General features: G+C 60.5%; 17 protein-coding genes. 4 read left to right on the top strand and 13 right to left on the bottom strand.

Annotated elements, in window-relative coordinates; translation table 11 throughout:
* Positions 1-84: 84 nt before the first annotated feature.
* The 9 genes from fapF to QNH97_RS15255 form a co-directional block, all read right to left on the bottom strand.
* Positions 85-1,368, bottom strand: a complete 1,284-nt coding sequence (gene fapF / locus QNH97_RS15295; RefSeq protein ID WP_283552757.1) for a fibril amyloid transporter FapF — start codon at positions 1,366-1,368, stop codon at positions 85-87.
* Between the two features lie 46 nt (positions 1,369-1,414).
* Positions 1,415-2,161, bottom strand: coding sequence for a fibril amyloid subunit FapE (gene fapE / locus QNH97_RS15290; protein WP_283552756.1), 747 nt, complete (start codon positions 2,159-2,161; stop codon positions 1,415-1,417).
* Positions 2,162-2,222: 61 nt separating this feature from the next.
* Entirely contained in the window at positions 2,223-2,903 is a 681-nt protein-coding gene (fapD, locus tag QNH97_RS15285) for a fibril amyloid maturation endopeptidase FapD (protein WP_283552755.1), read from the bottom strand.
* A gap of 66 nt (positions 2,904-2,969) precedes the next feature.
* A complete protein-coding gene (gene fapC, locus QNH97_RS15280; protein WP_283552754.1) occupies positions 2,970-3,953 on the bottom strand; it encodes an amyloid-like fimbrin subunit FapC in 984 nt (327 codons plus the stop codon).
* 62 nt (positions 3,954-4,015) lie between these two features.
* Entirely contained in the window at positions 4,016-4,594 is a 579-nt protein-coding gene (gene fapB, locus QNH97_RS15275; RefSeq protein ID WP_283552753.1) for a fibril amyloid subunit FapB, read from the bottom strand.
* A 1-nt stretch (position 4,595) separates the two neighbouring features.
* Positions 4,596-5,042 (bottom strand): functional amyloid chaperone FapA, encoded by a 447-nt coding sequence (fapA, locus tag QNH97_RS15270; RefSeq protein WP_283552752.1) that lies wholly within the window; start codon positions 5,040-5,042, stop codon positions 4,596-4,598.
* Positions 5,043-5,370: 328 nt separating this feature from the next.
* Positions 5,371-5,895, bottom strand: coding sequence for an AAA family ATPase (locus QNH97_RS15265; protein WP_283552751.1), 525 nt, complete (start codon positions 5,893-5,895; stop codon positions 5,371-5,373).
* A complete protein-coding gene (pnuC, locus tag QNH97_RS15260) occupies positions 5,892-6,455 on the bottom strand; it encodes a nicotinamide riboside transporter PnuC (RefSeq protein WP_283552750.1) in 564 nt (187 codons plus the stop codon). The genes QNH97_RS15265 and pnuC overlap by 4 nt, the downstream gene beginning before the upstream one ends.
* A 194-nt stretch (positions 6,456-6,649) precedes the next feature.
* Positions 6,650-8,284 (bottom strand): methyl-accepting chemotaxis protein, encoded by a 1,635-nt coding sequence (locus QNH97_RS15255; RefSeq protein WP_283552749.1) that lies wholly within the window; start codon positions 8,282-8,284, stop codon positions 6,650-6,652.
* A gap of 273 nt (positions 8,285-8,557) precedes the next feature.
* Here QNH97_RS15255 and QNH97_RS15250 point away from each other — a divergent pair, with 273 nt between their 5' ends.
* Both QNH97_RS15250 and QNH97_RS15245 read left to right on the top strand, forming a co-directional pair.
* Complete coding sequence (locus QNH97_RS15250; protein WP_283552748.1) at positions 8,558-9,388, top strand: undecaprenyl-diphosphate phosphatase; 831 nt, start codon at positions 8,558-8,560, stop codon at positions 9,386-9,388.
* On the top strand, positions 9,385-9,810 hold the full coding sequence (locus QNH97_RS15245; protein WP_283552747.1) for a DUF1294 domain-containing protein: 426 nt from the start codon (positions 9,385-9,387) through the stop codon (positions 9,808-9,810). The genes QNH97_RS15250 and QNH97_RS15245 overlap by 4 nt, the downstream gene beginning before the upstream one ends.
* On the opposite strand, the gene QNH97_RS15240 is transcribed toward QNH97_RS15245, so the two are convergent.
* Together QNH97_RS15240 and QNH97_RS15235 are read right to left on the bottom strand one after the other, a co-directional pair.
* Positions 9,807-10,157, bottom strand: a complete 351-nt coding sequence (locus tag QNH97_RS15240; RefSeq protein WP_283552746.1) for an MmcQ/YjbR family DNA-binding protein — start codon at positions 10,155-10,157, stop codon at positions 9,807-9,809. The genes QNH97_RS15245 and QNH97_RS15240 overlap by 4 nt on opposite strands.
* Complete coding sequence (locus QNH97_RS15235; RefSeq protein WP_283552745.1) at positions 10,154-11,062, bottom strand: LysR substrate-binding domain-containing protein; 909 nt, start codon at positions 11,060-11,062, stop codon at positions 10,154-10,156. Before QNH97_RS15235 ends, QNH97_RS15240 begins: the two co-directional genes overlap by 4 nt.
* A gap of 129 nt (positions 11,063-11,191) precedes the next feature.
* Here QNH97_RS15235 and QNH97_RS15230 point away from each other — a divergent pair, with 129 nt between their 5' ends.
* Entirely contained in the window at positions 11,192-11,800 is a 609-nt protein-coding gene (locus tag QNH97_RS15230; protein WP_283552744.1) for an FMN-dependent NADH-azoreductase, read from the top strand.
* Positions 11,801-11,980: 180 nt separating this feature from the next.
* Positions 11,981-13,018 carry an alpha/beta hydrolase family protein gene (locus tag QNH97_RS15225; protein WP_283552743.1) on the top strand — a complete coding sequence of 346 codons (1,038 nt, stop codon included), beginning with the start codon at positions 11,981-11,983 and terminating at the stop codon, positions 13,016-13,018.
* 154 nt (positions 13,019-13,172) lie between these two features.
* Here QNH97_RS15225 and QNH97_RS15220 read toward each other — a convergent pair whose 3' ends face one another.
* Complete coding sequence (locus QNH97_RS15220; RefSeq protein ID WP_283552742.1) at positions 13,173-14,135, bottom strand: D-2-hydroxyacid dehydrogenase family protein; 963 nt, start codon at positions 14,133-14,135, stop codon at positions 13,173-13,175.
* 11 nt (positions 14,136-14,146) lie between these two features.
* A complete protein-coding gene (locus QNH97_RS15215; RefSeq protein ID WP_283552741.1) occupies positions 14,147-15,178 on the bottom strand; it encodes an alpha/beta fold hydrolase in 1,032 nt (343 codons plus the stop codon).
* Positions 15,179-15,216: the final 38 nt, after the last annotated feature.

The raw sequence follows: 15,216 nt of genomic DNA, 5'->3' as shown, positions 1-15,216 counted from the left end.
CGTTCAGTGACATGATTGTGACTGATACCCCGCTATCGCGAGCAAGCTCGCTCCCACAAGGGCCTGTCAGGCCCTGATCTTGCGCTAGAAGTAATACGGAAACTTCAGGCTAAAGGTGAAATCCGGCGCATCGTCGGTCAGCCCGATGGACAGGTTGGGCACGATGGTCAGGTTGTCGCTGGCTGCCACGGTCATGCCGATATTGAAGTAGCCGGCATTCGCATCGCTGGAGACCACCGACTGCCAATCCCCGCCGTCCTGCTTGAGCTTGCTCTTCTTCTGTATCAGGTCAGAAACCGAGAAGGACATGCTCATCTTCTCGTTCAAGGCAAAGGCGACGCCCGCACCAATCTGGAAGCTGTCGCCGATGCGCACCTTGCCCGGTGTCTTCTGGTTGACGGTTGAGCTGATATCGTCGAACGACTCTTCTAGGTTATGGGTGTAGGACAGGCTGCCGAACAGCACAGCCGGGTCGAAGGTCTTGACCAGCGAGAGCCCAGGCGTGATCGACCAGACGCCGTTGCCGGTGGGCAGCTCGTCAGGCACGAACAGGTTGGTATTGGCCTGGGATTGGCGCAGCTTGATGCCGAACGGCTCCTCGCCGGTAGGTGCCTTGATGCGCAGGGTGACCACCGCGTCCGGGGTGTTGATCGATTCATCCATGAATTTGTAGGCGACGCCGAAGTTGACGTCACCGATGGTGGGATCGCGGGTAACGGTTTCTTCGCTGGTGACGCCAGCGGCTCCATTGTTGGCGCCTCCCGACTGGTAGGTGGACTCGCGGTAGACCACCGGCACGTTAAGGTCGAACTGCCAGCGATTGTCGAAGTTATAGCGGCCGGTCAGATCCAGCGTCCAGGTGTCGGCCTTGATCCGGTCGAGGTTGATATTGCCCAGGAAAATCGAATCCAGGGCCAGGAAACCGTTGAGAATCAGTTGCCGCGTGTCGTAGCGCGAATAGGTCACACCGGTTTCGAAGCTGAATTTTCCGCCGCCGAAGAAGCCGCTGGCTTCGTCATAGAGGTTGGAGACGCTCTGGGCCGGTTGAGAATCATCGGCCAGGGATTGCCCATAGCCGCTGCCGCCGGCCGCTGCCGCACCGCTGCCGGCCACGGTCTGGTTGCCCTTCATGTCGGCCGGAGATTTGGCCAAGCGCTTGGGGGCTGGGACGGCGGGCTGGTCCTCCACCTGTCGGACCCGCTGTTCGAGTACCGCCAGGGCTTTTTGTTGGACCTCGTATCGTTGCTTGAGCTCGAGAAGTTCCTGTTTGAGAGCCTCGATGTCAGCGTCCGGTGCCGCTTGCAACACGGTCGCCGGGAACAACGTGCTTAAACACATTACAGCGCGCAACGATACGGATCGATACATGAAATATGCCGTCCCTATTTGCCCAATGGTCGCAAATCAGCGTAGTTCAATAACCGAGGTTACGAAGGCCGCGTAATTGGGTCAGGTTGCAGTCCAGTGCGCCGGCACTGGGGCCGTTATTGTTCAGCACCACGTTCAGCTGCGTCATGTTGTTGACCAGATTGCTGTTGCCCAGCAGGCGGGTGTTTTGCAACAAGCCACCCTGGGCGACTTGTTGCAGGGCGTTGCCCTGGTTGTGGCTGGCCTGGATCGCCATCTGCACACCGCTGCCGGTGGCGGTGACCGCAACGCTGCCGGCAGCGTTGCTGCCGCTGATGGTCTGGCCCTTGGTCAGCAACTGACCTTGGGACGGCGCCAATGCGGGTGCGTGGCTGCTCTCCTTCACGTTGATGCTGACGTTGTTGTAGGCGGTGTTGCCGTCGCCGGCGGCCCGTACGCTTTGGGTCACGCCTTGGCCGGTGCCAAGGCCCGCGCCACCGGTGATATTGCCGCTGCCCTGTTCCGGGACGCTGCCGTTGCCGGTCTGCTTGATGGTCGAGACGTAGAACTCGGGTTTGACGGTGGCAGCCTGGATCTGCATGGAACTGCTCGCGCCGATCAGGTCGCCGCTGGCGTTGCGCCAGGTGCTGCTCATGACGATGCCGAAGCTGATGACTCGGCCGGGCATGACATAACGACCACGCAGCTCGGCGAGCTCCTGGTCCTTGACTTCGATGGGTTTGAATCCGGCATGGGCATAGCCCGAGACGGTCGCAGCCAGGCAGGCGAGCGACAGCCAGTGTGAAGTTTTCATGTGTTGCTCCCGGAGCGTCCTGCCCCTTGTGGTACTTATTGTTGTTGGCAGTGGTCGGCGATTAAAAGAAGTCGCTCTGTATGAAGCCGAAATCCATCAGTTCTGCATCCTTGACCGGGTTGAAGCCGTCCAGCTTGTTACGCGCTGTCAGCGGTTGTGGAGGGCTGCGCAATGCGTTGGTTTTGTCATAGCCCGGGCCGACGATGGCAAAGACGATGCCGTTCCAGCCTTTGACGAAATCCTCGTGGGAGTAACGTTTGTGACCTAGCACCGGGTCGCCGATGTAGACCCATTGCTTGTCGGCTCGCTGCAACACCACGAAGTGCTTGTAGCCGCGTATTTCCATCAGGACCACCACCGGAATAGTCACCGCCTCGAGTTTCTCAGGCGGTATCCGGTAGCCCCGGGCGCGCATGCCGATGGTTTCCACGTAGCGTTTCATGTCCAGCATGGAAAACCCTTGGGTGCGAACCAGGTTCTGGTCGGCATTGACCAACATGCCCTTGATGACCTGTTCTTCATCGACGTCCAGCCAATAGGCCTGGCGCAGCACCGTGGCCAGCGCGGCGGCACCGCAACTGAAATCGGTTTTCTGTTCGACGATGTCGCTGAACTTGCGCTCGCGTACGCTTTGCACCGGTTTGTAGACCAGCATGCCGCCAGGCAGGGCGGCGACTGGCATCTGCGCGGCTTCAGCTACGCAGGCCATGCAGAGCAGCAGGGAAAGGGCAATCGTATGCATGATCGATACGCCTTGAGGGAACCCTGGAAAAAAAGCCCCGTTTCCGGGGCTTCGTTTCATGCGCGCTTACATGCAGGCTTTGCAGCCGGCTGCAATGGACAGCGAGTTGCTTTGCTGGTTGCCCACGCCTGCCGACACGTTGGCGCCGCCGTTGCCGGAGAAGCCGTTCATGGAGTTGGTCATGGTTGCGTTGTTGATCACAGGGTTTTTCCAACCGTCGCGGGTCAGCACTTGCTGGGTGTTGCTGCCGGCCAGTTCGAAAGTACCCACGGCGGAGAACTTGAACTTGTCGTCATCGTGACCGCCGCCGTAGCCGCCTTTGTTGCCCCAGCCACCGTGGTCGTCGTCTTCGACGGTGCCGGTACCCTTGGCCTTGAAGGTGCCAGAAGCGGCGTAGGTGCTGGTGAGGGTGTCGGTTTTGTAGGTCCGCACGCCTTTGTTGTCAACGACAAGGCCGGTGGAGGACTGGTCGGCTGCGGCAGAGGCTTGTGCGACACGGCCGCCCGATACAGCAATGGCCAGGTTGTTTTTCTGTTGGTTGAAGTTGCCGGCGGTCACGTTGATGCCGATGTTGCCGGAGCCATCGTTGCCCGCATTGCTCATCGAAGCGTTGTTTTGAGTCGAGTTGTTTTTGACGTAGTTGTTGTTATTGACTTGCGTGGCGCTGGACATGGCGACAGCCGAGCCGAAGATGAAGCTTTCATCAGCCGTGGCCAGGGCTGCGGCGTTGTCTTGCTGGTTGCCATCGCCGCCCGCGATGTTGGCACCCATGTTGCCGTTGCTGCCATTGAGTGAGTCAGTGGCTTCAGCGGTGTTTCGGGTGGCCTGGTTGGTCACTACGTTGCCGTCGCTGTTCTGCTCGTCCAGCACCGTGGCCCCGGCGCCGGCACTGATTGACAACAGTTGGTCCAGGGTTGGCCCTTGCTGATGGCCATTGCCATGGCCGTTGCCATGACCATTGTTGTTACCGTTTCCTCCAGCCTGTGCAGCCATTGCCATGACAGCGGCGAGAGCAAAAACCAATGGTTTGAGTGCCATTGTAGGTTTCATGGTGTTTCTCCTTGCGTGTCGTTGGTTAAGTGTCAGTACTTTCTTATGCTTGCTGTGTCGGGTCAGTCAGCGACCCGGATGCTCAGGGTGTTGGCCATTCGGTTCCCCACCCCGGCACTCTGGTTCACCTGGATGACCCCTCGGCTGCCGGTGAAGGCCTGGTCGCTGGTGACGACCTGGCGACTGCCGGTTGGGGTGCCAGTTGCTCCTGAGCTTGGTAGCAACGCCACGTTCTGTTGAGAAAGGGCGCTGTCGTCAATGCTCTGCGGATGGGCGCTGATGCCCACTCGCATGACATTGGCCATCTGGTTATTGGCCCCGGCGGACTGGTTGACGCCCAGTACTCCGTTGCCGTTGGTGAAGGTGTTGCCGCCAATACGAGCGGTTGCGTTCATGGACGGGTTGGCCTGCGTGTCAAGGCGTTGGTGCACGCGGGTGGTGACCTGTGCGTGGGTACCGATGGCGATGGCCCGGGTATTGGTCTGCTGGGTCTGGTCGCCAGCCGCCTGGTTGACGTTGAAGTTGCCGGTGTAGTGGCTGCCGGAATCCTGCAGGTCAGCGCTATTGATCACCGCCACGCCTTGATCGGCGAGCGCAATGGAAGAGCCGAGCAGGGCGAGTAGCAACAGGGAGAGCTGCATGTCATTGCCCTCCCGCCAGCCGACCCAGCGGGGCCAGGCCGGAACTCAGCGAACGGTTGATGGTGCCGGAGATCGCGCCACCGCTGCCGCCACCGTGACCGGCGTTCATGCCCGGCATGCCGTTGGGGTTGGTGACGACATTCAGGCCCTGCACGCCTGTGTTCGGGTTGAAGGTGTTGCGGATCGACGAGCCACTGGCGACGCTGGCGAATTCGCCGTCACTCAGTTCGGTGCTGGTGGTCGCTTGATTGATTCGATCGGATGGGTTGGCGCTGACGGTAGTCGGGTAGGGGTCTTTGCCGCCATTACGACCGATGTGAATGGGTTGCACGTCACGGTTGAGCACAATGACGCCGTTGCCCTCGGCCTGTGCTGGCAGGCTGAACGTTGCGCTGGCAGCGCAGCCGATCAACAGCAGACAAGTCAAACTTCTCTCGAAAGTCCCCACGGCATCGATTCCTTCTTCGGTGGGCTGGCCCTGGTCCAGCGTTGCGATGAGAGGCAGAGCAGGTGTTGTGCCGGGTTTTTAAACACTTTTAGAATCAATGGCTTGTGGTTTTTTAGTGCGCCAGCGATGCGGATCTGTTTCATCCGTGAGACGGGGCTCGCTACAGCTAATGGCCGTGCGCTATCGCTTGGCTGGGGAACAAGGCCTGCAAGAAGGGTGTTTCAGTAAGTTAACAACAGTGATGACAATCCCGTTGATGCGCTCTGGGGCCGGGTTTGACGCGGTTAAGCTGTATCAGGAGTGAAACAGCACAGCCGGTGGGAGAGGGTCAGGACTGGAGCAGGCGGGTTACGGTTGCAAACACCTGCTCTCGCCGTTGCGCCCAATTACCTTCAATCACCTGGTGGGGTTGCTGATGGCGGACCAGCCAGTTCTTGAGCGCTTCGAAAAACTTCATTCGCTCCTCCAGCGCAGGCTGGCAACGCAGGCCGTCACCGGTCCATTCCACCTGTTCAGGACTCAGCAGCAGGTGCACGTCGTAATGGCGCGCCAGTAAGGCCGGTTCGAGCCAGGTTGGGCAGTCGCCAAACAGGGTCTGGCTCCAGAGGAGATTGCTCAGTAGATGAGTATCGAGGACCAGCAACGCCGGTTGACGGGCACGGGCGGCGTCCTCCCAGGCCAATTGGCCGGTGGCGATGTCGGTGATGTCATCCAGGCAGGTATCACGCTGGGTCTGCTCCATGAAGTGGCGAACGTATTCGTCCACCCGCAAACCGCCAAAATGCGCCTGCAGTTGCGCCGCCAGCCAGCTTTTGCCGCTGGATTCCGGGCCGGTCAGCACGACCACTTTCATGCGCGCAGGGCCGGGTCGGCACGCCATTCGCGCCAACCTTGCACTGCCAACAGGGTAAACAGGGCATAGAGCGCGGCGGTCAGGTGCAGGCCTTTGTAGATGAACAGCCCAACGAAGATGATGTCCAGGGCGATCCACAGTGGCCAGCATTGCACACGTTTCTGCGCCATCCACCACTGAGCCACGAGGCTGAAACCGGTGAGCGCGGCGTCGAGCCAGGGCTGGGCGGCGTCGGTCCAGTGCGCCATGGCAGCGCCCAGCAGCAAGCTGCCCGCGGCTCCGATGGCCAGGCCGAGCAGCACCGATGGCCCGCCCAGGCGCGTCACCTGGCGTCCCTCGTGATGCTGTCCGGCGCGGGTCCATTGCCACCAGCCATAGAGTTGCAGCACGGCATAGATCACCTGCAGCAACATGTCCGAGTACAACTTCACCTCGAAGAAAATCCAGCTGTACAGGAGCACCATGACCAGGCCGATGGGCCAGCACCAGGGGTTCTGCTTGACGGTCAACCAGACAGCAATCACGCCGAGGGCTGCGGCAAACAGTTCAAGCCCGGACATGGCGGTTCCTTGGGGAAGTAAAAGAGGGCGGGGATTGTAAACGTTATGGCGTGGGCAGCTCCAACATCAATGCTGAATGTGCCGTGGCGAGGGAGCTTGCTCCCGCTGGGCTGCGTAGCGGCCCCTTTTTTGTGAGTGCTTCGCACTCAAGCGGGAGCAGCTCCCTCGCCATAATGAATCACAACAGTTCCCACTTAGACGCGAAACTGCTTGAGCAGCCCGTTCAACTCTTCGCTCAGCGCCTTGAGGCGTGTGCTCGCCAGGCTGGACTGTTCGGCCGCCACGGCGGTGCTGTGGGACAGGCCCGCCGCCTGGGTGACGTTCTGGTTGATGTCTTCCACCACATGGGCTTGTTGCAGGGTGGCGCTGGCGATGGACGCGTTCAGGCTGTTGAGGTTACGCAGGGCCTGGCCGATAGCGCTGAGGCTGGCACCCGCGAGGCCGGCCTGTTCGATGGTCAACTGCGAGGCGCGGCTGCTGTCGCTGATGACTTTCACCGCGGCTTCGGAATGGTTCTGCAGGCGTTCGATCATCGCCTGGATTTCGGCGGTGGATTTTTGCGTGCGCTGGGCCAGCAGCCGCACTTCATCGGCCACTACCGCAAAGCCCCGGCCTTGCTCACCGGCGCGAGCGGCTTCGATGGCGGCGTTGAGGGCCAACAGATTGGTCTGCTCGGCAATGGAGCGGATCACCTCCAGCACACTGCCGATCTGGGTGCTTTCGCTCGCCAGGGTGCGGATCACTTCCACGGCCTGGTCAATGGTCTGGGAGAGGCGGTCGATCTGTTGCAAGCTGCCGTCGATATTGACCTGGCCTTGCTGGGCCTGGGATTCGGCGTCACGCATCTCACTGGCGGCGTGTTCGGCGTTTTTCGCCACATCCTGCACGCCATAGGTCACTTCGTTGATCGCGGTGGCCACCAGTTCCATTTGCTGTGACTGCTGCTGGCTGCGCTCCTGGGCCTGGGCGGCGTCGTTGCCCATCTCGTTGGAGGATTGCCCCAGCGCGCCGGCCGAGGCTTGCAACTGCGTCACCACTTGGCGCAACTTGGCGGTAAAGGCGTTGAAATGCCGCGCCAGTTGAGTCACCTCGTCCTGGCCGTGGGTGTCGAGGGTCCGGGTCAGGTCGCTTTCGCCGCTGGCGATGTTGGCCATGGCGTTGACCGTTTCCTGCAGGGGGCGAACGATGCTACGCACGATCAGGGTCAATAACAGTGCCATGACCAGGGTAATCACCAGTCCGATCACCGAGGCCTTGATCACTTGAGACTGGAATTCAATCTGAACGTCATCCACGTACACGCCCGAGCCGATGATCCAGCCCCAGGGTTCGAACAGTTGGACGTAGGAGGTTTTTTCCACCGGCGCCTCGGCGCCCGGCTTCGGCCAGAGGTAATTAACCATGCCGGCACCCTTGGCCTTGGCAATGGCGACCATCTCGTTGAACAGCGCAAAGCCGTTTGGGTCGCGAATGGCCGAGAGGTTTTGGCCTTCGAGTTTCGGATTGGTCGGGTGCATGACCATGACCGGGGTCAGGTCGTTGATCCAGAAATAGTCGCTCTGGTTATAGCGAAGGCCACGCACGGCACTGAGGGCCTGCTTTTGTGCAGCATCGCGGGTCAGGGTCCCGGCAGTTTCCAGGCCATGGTAGTAGGTCAGTACGCCATTGGCGGTCTGCACCACATGCTGGGTTTTTTGCACCTTGGCTTGATAAAGGTCGGTATGGATCTGTTTAAGCATAAAAGCGCCTAACGTGAACAACATCACGATGGCCACGACCAAGATGAGCCACAAGCGTCGACTGATCGACACACTGCGCAAGCTATTCATACGCTGTCACTCCGGTTTTTTATTCTTGTCATAACGACGGCCGGCACTGTAGCGCCCGGCAGTTATCCGTAATTGACCTGAGTCATAACGCGGCAGCGTTATCAGGGCTTGTCTGATAGGATTTCGGCCCCGCAGCGCAAAACCTGAGCCCTAGTTGATTTTTCATTGGTTTTTTTCGCGCGGTCGCAGTTATCTTGCACCCGCTGCGCGTACCTGCACGACACTTGAATATTAAATGAGACCTGCACAAACAAGGTCTTTTTTGGGGGATGAATGGATTTGTGGACCGCCTTTTCGGCACTGATTCTTGGCGTGGTAGAAGGTTTGACGGAGTTCCTGCCGATTTCCAGCACGGGGCACCAGATCATTGTCGCTGACTTGCTCGAGTTTGGCGGCGAGCGTTCGATGGCGTTCAACATTATCATCCAGCTGGGTGCGATCCTGGCCGTGGTCTGGGAGTTTCGGCGCAAAATCTTCGACGTGGTACTGGGCCTGCCGACTCAACCCAGCGCCCGTCGGTTTACCGCCAACCTGCTGATCGCCTTCCTGCCGGCCGTGGTGTTGGGCGTACTGTTTGCCGACCTGATCCACCAATACCTGTTCAATCCGATCACCGTGGCCGCGGCGCTGGTGGTGGGTGGCTTGGTCATGCTCTGGGCGGAGAAGCGCCAGCACCAGGTGCACGCCGAAACAGTGGACGAGATCACTTGGAAGGATTCGCTGAAAGTCGGTCTGGCCCAGTGCATTGCGATGATCCCCGGCACTTCCCGTTCAGGCGCGACCATTATTGGCGGGTTGTTGTTCGGGCTGTCGCGCAAGACCGCGACCGAGTTCTCGTTCTTCCTGGCGATGCCGACCATGGTCGGGGCGGCCGTCTACTCCGGCTATAAGTACCGGGAGCTATTCGTTCCGGCGGACTTCCCGGTGTTCGCCATCGGTTTCGTCACCGCGTTCATTTTCGCCATGATTGCGGTCAAAGGCCTGCTGCGATTCATCGCCAGCCACAGCTATGCGGTGTTCGCCTGGTACCGGATCGCTTTCGGCCTGCTGATTCTGGCCACCTGGCAGTTCGGTTGGGTGGACTGGACGGCTGCCAAGCCATGACCGATCCGGGCGCCCGCAAACACGCCGCGCGCAACGCCAATGGGGCCGTGCAGAATCTGCGACTCAAGCTGATCGTGTTTGCGCTGCTGTGTGCCTTGCCGCTGTTCGGGTCGATTTTGCTCGGCGTGCGAGCGGTGTCCTGGGTGCCGATGACAGCCTATGGGCTCGTCAGTCTGGTGGCGTTTCTGCTGTACTGGAGCGACAAGCGTAAGGCCCGTGCCGACGTCTGGCGCATTCCAGAGAACGTGTTGCATGCCGTGGCGCTGGCGGGTGGTTGGCCGGGGGCACTGCTGGCCCAGCAGCTGTTTCGCCACAAGACCCGCAAAGTGTCGTTCCAGGTGGTGTTCTGGTTCATCGTGCTGCTGCACCAAGTGTTCTGGATTGACCAGCTGTTCCTGGGGCGTCTGCTGACTTTGTTCTAGAGCAGCAACCCGATCTGCACGCGCTTGGGCAATTTGCTGACCACCAATTGGTGAGAGCGTTGCAGCAGGCCACGCAGTTCTTCGGCACCCAGCGGGTAGGGCACCTCCATGATGATCCACTGGGCCCGTGCCAGATAAGGCGCCGGATGAATACCCGGGCGGTCGCAATGACCGAGGAACAAGTCCTTGTCGACCTTGAACGCCAACGAATCCCCGCGCAGGCCTTGGAGGGCGAACATCTTGTTCCCGGCGACGGAGAACACCCGCACGCCGCCCCATTTGTAGTCTTCCCGGGCGCCGGGCAAACTCAGGCAAAACCGCGCGACATCCTCTTCGCTCAAACTCATAGCTTTCTATCTCCACAGCTCTCAAACGCTTCCACCAGATGGTCGATCCATGCGCGCACCGCCGGCAGCATGCCGCGACGATGCGGGTAGACCGCCTGCAGCCAACCATCGGGCAGCGACCATCCGGGCAATAATTCCACCAGTGTGCCGTCCTGCAATTCCTGCTCGCAATACATGCCGGGTAATAAGGTAAAACCCAGGCCAGCGAGGACACAGGCTTGACGCACGACGAAGTCATCGATGCCCAGGCGTGCTTCAAGGGCCAGTTCGACACGTTGTCCATCGGTATTGAGCAGGCGCAGGTGTACCAGGCGATCAGCCTCCAGCGCTCCTAGCACGGGCAGTTGCTTGAGATCTTCTGGGGTTTCGATCCGCCGTCCTTCGATGAGTGCCGGGCTGGCGACCACGATCAGGCGCGCCTGGCGCAAGCGCCGGGTCAGTAGCAACGGGTCTTCGTCGCCCACATCGCGCACGCGCAAGGCGACATCGATGCCTTCACTTACCAAGTCCACGCGGCGATTCACCAGGATCATTTCCAGTTGTACCTGGGGGTATTTGGCCAGGAAGGCGCTGATCGCTACCGGCAGAACCTGATGGGCCAACCCCACGGGGCTCGATACCCGCAGGCGCCCGCGGGGCTCGCTGGACATGCTCGCCACCGCCTCGTCGGCCATTTCGGCCTCCAGCAGCATGGCTTGGCAATGGCGCAGATACCGCTCGCCGACAGCCGTCAGTTTCAACTGGCGGGTGGTGCGCTGCAGGAGGCGGGCACCGAGGCGTGCTTCCAGCTCGGCGATACGCCGGGAAAGCCGCGACTTGGGGATGCCCAGCAGGCGCCCGGCGGCGGCGAATCCACCGGATTCGACGACTTTGGCGAAATAGTAGAGATCGTTGAGGTCTTGCATGCCGGGCTCGATTGTCCTGTCAGTGGAACGAACTATCGCATTTTTGCCGTCTTATCGACTATTGGTTTCATCGATAGGATTGTCCGCAATTGATCGCCAGGTCGCGATCCTCACTTGGAGAGCACACATATGAAACTTTTACACATCGATTCGAGCATCCTTGGCGACAATTCCGCTTCTCGCCAATTGAGCCGTGAAGTGGTCCAGGCCTGGCAAGCCGCCGAGGCGGACGTGGTCGTAACCTACCGTGACCTGGCCGCCGACGCCATCAGCCACTTTTCCGCCCAGACCCTGGTCGCCGCCGGGACCAGCGCTGAACTGCGCGACGCCGCCCAACAACACGAGGCTGAGCTCAGCACGACCACGATGGCCGAATTCCTGGCAGCAGACGCCGTGGTCATCGCCGCGCCCATGTACAACTTCACCATTCCGACCCAGCTCAAGGCCTGGATCGATCGCATCGCGGTGGCCGGGCAGACGTTTCGCTACACTGAAAGCGGTTATGAAGGCCTGTGCGGTGGCAAGAAGCTGGTGATTGTTTCGACCGCAGGCGGCCTGCATTCTGGCAAACCCAGTGGCGTGGCCCATGAGGACTACCTCAAGCATATGTTCAGTTTCCTGGGAATCACCGACATCGAGTTCGTCCGCGCCGAGGGCCTGGCTTACGGTGACGACATGCGCACCAAGGCCATGAGCGAAGCCAAGGCGCAAATTGGCGAGCAGTTCGCCGCTGCGTAAGGCTTGTGTAAAAACACCGAGCCCGTTCGGGCAACCTTGGGAAAACTCTGTATTCTGGTCGTCATGAATGGCCAGGGTGCGGAGTTTTCCTGCATCTGGCATCAGCCTTTTGGCACAGGTTATGCGCGACCAAATCGGCGAGCGACAAGAGCCTCTCTCTGCTGGTGAGGATAAGAATCGATGACACGTCTTGGTGCAGGGCTACTGCTGTGCTTGCTCGCCAGCCTGGGTTCGGTGCAGGCCGCGCCGGCACCGCATCCGCATTGGAGCGCCGGTTTCCATGAGCTGAGCTTTCTCGATCCGCTGGATCAGCAGCCCATGCACGCCATTGCTTTCTATCCCTCCATCGATAAGGAACAGTCCAGCCAGTTGGGCGGCTACCAGATCGACGCCGCACCAGAGGCGCAGATCGCCATCGGCCGCTTTCCGTTGTTGATGCTGTCCCATGGCAACACCGGCACACCGCTGGCCCTGCATGACCTGGCCACCGCCCTGGCGCGCAAGGGGTTTGTGGTGGTGGCGGTGATTCATCCTGGTGATAACGCCCAGGATCACAGCCGGCTCGGTACCCTCAGTAACCTGTACGGTCGGCCGATCCAGATTTCCGAAGCGATCACCGCGACGCTGAATGATCCGATGCTCTCACCGTTCGTCAATGCCGGGCAGGTCGGGGTGATCGGATATTCCGCCGGTGGTGAAACTGCGCTGATCCTGTCTGGTGCGACGCCGGACCTCAATCGCCTGCGCCATTACTGCCAGGAGCGGCCGGATGACCGTGACGCCTGTAACACCCAGGGTGAACTGATCGCTGACCGTGACGACCTGCAGCCCGTGTCCGACCCTCGCGTTCGGGCGTTGTTGCTCATGGCACCGTTGAGCTTGAAGTTCGGTCGTCATACCCTGGCTGACGTGCATGTGCCGGTGTTGTTGTACAGCGGGGATGGGGACAAGCTGGTGGCCTTTGATAAGAATGCTGCAGCGTTGGCTCGCAAACTGCCCACGGCACCGGATTTCAAGACGCTGGCGGGGGCGGGGCATTTTGTGTTTTTGGCGCCGTGTACTGATGAGCAGATTGTTGCGATGCCTGCGTTGTGTACTGATGCTGATGGCGTTGATCGTAAGGATATTCATCGCACGATGATTTCGGAGGCTAGCCGTTTTTTCAGCGATGCCTTGGGCAAATCGACCCGGGCGGGGTTGAGGACGGTTGATCAATGATGGTGGCTTTGAGGTTGATCTTTTGTTCTGAGGTTTGTGTGTATATCCGTTTTTTGTAACGGCGGCTGGCGGAACCCTAAGTAGCCGTGACCGCAGCAACGGATATACACACGAGCTATAAAACGCCGGGAGCTCAGGAATCTACGTCTCCAGCTCAACCAACCGGCGTCAACAACCGGATCGGCTTCCCCGCCGCCCAGGCCCGCAGATCCTCAATCATCAACGAATAGAACTGCCGATAATTCTGCCGGCTGACGTACCCCACATGCGGCGTGGCCAGCACGTTATCCAAGGTCCGGAACGGGTGGTCGGACGGCAAGGGCTCCTGAGCAAACACGTCCAGGGCCGCGCCGCCCAGGCGCTTATGCTGGAGGGCATCGATCAGGGCGGGCTCATCGACGATCGGCCCGCGCGCGGTATTGACCAGCAGCGCCCCAGGTTTCATCCAACCCAGTGCCTGGGCATCCACCAGGCCACGGGTGCGTTCGCTGAGCACCAGATGGACCGAGAGAATGTCGGCCTGCTCGAACAGTGCCTGCTTGCTGACGTAGGTCACGCCGGCTTCAGCGGCTTTTTCAGCGGTGAGGTTCTGGCTCCAGGCGATCACCCGCATGCCGAACACCTGGCCGAACTGCGCCACCCGCGTACCGATGCTCCCCAGGCCGAGGATCGCCAGGGTCTTGCCGTGCAGATCACCGCCCAAACCTTGCTGCCACAGGCCGGCGCGCAGGGCATTGGCTTCCTGGACCAGGTTGCGGGTCAGGGCCATGACCAGCGCCCAGGTCAATTCGGGGGCGGCGTGCTTATAGCTGTCGGTACCGCACACCTGGATGCCCAGCTTGGCGGCAGTTTTCAGGTCCAGGGCGGCATTGCGCATGCCGCCGGTGAGCAACAGCTTGAGATTCGGCAGGCGCCGCAGCAGGCCTTCGTCGAACACTGTGCGTTCGCGCATCACACAGATCACCTCGAAGCGCTGCAAGCGCTCGGCGAGGGTGTCGTGGTCGGCGGGAAAGTCGTGGATAAAGGTCACCTGGCCGATGCTGTCCAGCACCGACCAGTCCACCACGTCGCGGGCCACGTCTTGCCAATCGTCGATGACTGCTATTTGCACCGCCATGGAACACCTCGTCAGGGGATGGGTTTGTTCAGCCAGCCCAGCAAGGCCTGGTGGAACCGGCCTGGCTCTTCCATCTGCGGGGCATGCCCCAGATTGGGGAACTCCACCAGGGTCGAGCGCGGAATCAGTTGGGCAACCTGTTTGCCCAGCACTTCATAACGGCCCAGTTTGGCTTTCACCGCTGGCGGTGCGATATCGCTGCCGATGGCGGTGGTGTCAGAGGTGCCGATCAGCAGCAGGGTGGGCACTGTCAGGTCCTTGAACTCGTAATAGACCGGCTGGGTGAAGATCATGTCGTAGATCAGCGCCGAGTTCCAGGCTACTTGCGTGTGGCCAGGCCCTTTGTTCAGTCCGGCGAGCATGTCCACCCAGCGGTCGAACTCCGGCTTCCAGCGGCCGCCGTAATAAGTCGTGCGCTCGTAATTGCGAATGCCATCGGCGTTGAGTTTCAGCTCGCGCTCATACCACTGGTCCACGGTGCGGTAGGGCACGCCGAGGGCTTTCCAGTCCTCCAGGCCGATGGGATTGACCATCGCCAGGCGCTCGACCTGATCGGGAAACTGCAAGGCATAACGGGTGGCGAGCATGCCGCCGGTGGAGTGACCCACCACGATGGCTTTCTGCACGCCGAGGGCCTTGAGCAGGGCCTGGGTGTTGCTTGCCAGTTGCTGGAAACTGTACTGGTAATAGTCCGGTTTGCTCGATGTGCAGAAGCCGATCTGGTCCGGGGCAATCACCCGGTAACCGGCCTCGCTGAGGGTCTTGATCGAGTCGCCCCAGGTCGCGGCGCAGAAGTTCTTGCCGTGCATCAGTACCACGCTGCGGCCATTGACCTTGCCTTGGGCCGGCACGTCCATGTAGCCCATCTGCAATGCTTGACCCTGGGACTGGAGGGCGAAGTGCTTGAGGGTATAAGGATATTCGAACCCCTGGAGTTCCGGGCCATAGGCTGGACCTTCAGGCGGATTGGCGGCCTGGGCATACAGGGGCAGGGCGGCGGTCAGGAACAGGCTGGGCAACCAGCGAGCGGTGGAATGTGACATGGTCAACTCTCCTTGGGCATCCGGCCGATCCTGGGACG

This window comes from Pseudomonas sp. G2-4 (genome assembly GCF_030064125.1).
GTDB lineage: Bacteria > Pseudomonadota > Gammaproteobacteria > Pseudomonadales > Pseudomonadaceae > Aquipseudomonas.
The sequence above is the reverse complement of the archived record's forward strand: the minus strand, read 5'-3'. Positions and strand labels throughout refer to the sequence as shown.

What these genes read in the sequence shown, in the direction of transcription:
- fapF (WP_283552757.1), bottom strand. Translation starts at nt 1,368, where the DNA reads ATGTATCGATCCGTATCGTTGCGCGCTGTAATGTGTTTAAGCACGTTG.
- fapE (WP_283552756.1), bottom strand. Translation starts at nt 2,161, where the DNA reads ATGAAAACTTCACACTGGCTGTCGCTCGCCTGCCTGGCTGCGACCGTC.
- fapD (WP_283552755.1), bottom strand. Translation starts at nt 2,903, where the DNA reads ATGCATACGATTGCCCTTTCCCTGCTGCTCTGCATGGCCTGCGTAGCT.
- fapC (WP_283552754.1), bottom strand. Translation starts at nt 3,953, where the DNA reads ATGAAACCTACAATGGCACTCAAACCATTGGTTTTTGCTCTCGCCGCT.
- fapB (WP_283552753.1), bottom strand. Translation starts at nt 4,594, where the DNA reads ATGCAGCTCTCCCTGTTGCTACTCGCCCTGCTCGGCTCTTCCATTGCG.
- QNH97_RS15265 (WP_283552751.1), bottom strand. Translation starts at nt 5,895, where the DNA reads ATGAAAGTGGTCGTGCTGACCGGCCCGGAATCCAGCGGCAAAAGCTGG.
- pnuC (WP_283552750.1), bottom strand. Translation starts at nt 6,455, where the DNA reads ATGTCCGGGCTTGAACTGTTTGCCGCAGCCCTCGGCGTGATTGCTGTC.
- QNH97_RS15255 (WP_283552749.1), bottom strand. Translation starts at nt 8,284, where the DNA reads ATGAATAGCTTGCGCAGTGTGTCGATCAGTCGACGCTTGTGGCTCATC.
- QNH97_RS15250 (WP_283552748.1), top strand. Translation starts at nt 8,558, where the DNA reads ATGGATTTGTGGACCGCCTTTTCGGCACTGATTCTTGGCGTGGTAGAA.
- QNH97_RS15245 (WP_283552747.1), top strand. Translation starts at nt 9,385, where the DNA reads ATGACCGATCCGGGCGCCCGCAAACACGCCGCGCGCAACGCCAATGGG.
- QNH97_RS15240 (WP_283552746.1), bottom strand. Translation starts at nt 10,157, where the DNA reads ATGAGTTTGAGCGAAGAGGATGTCGCGCGGTTTTGCCTGAGTTTGCCC.
- QNH97_RS15235 (WP_283552745.1), bottom strand. Translation starts at nt 11,062, where the DNA reads ATGCAAGACCTCAACGATCTCTACTATTTCGCCAAAGTCGTCGAATCC.
- QNH97_RS15230 (WP_283552744.1), top strand. Translation starts at nt 11,192, where the DNA reads ATGAAACTTTTACACATCGATTCGAGCATCCTTGGCGACAATTCCGCT.
- QNH97_RS15225 (WP_283552743.1), top strand. Translation starts at nt 11,981, where the DNA reads ATGACACGTCTTGGTGCAGGGCTACTGCTGTGCTTGCTCGCCAGCCTG.
- QNH97_RS15220 (WP_283552742.1), bottom strand. Translation starts at nt 14,135, where the DNA reads ATGGCGGTGCAAATAGCAGTCATCGACGATTGGCAAGACGTGGCCCGC.
- QNH97_RS15215 (WP_283552741.1), bottom strand. Translation starts at nt 15,178, where the DNA reads ATGTCACATTCCACCGCTCGCTGGTTGCCCAGCCTGTTCCTGACCGCC.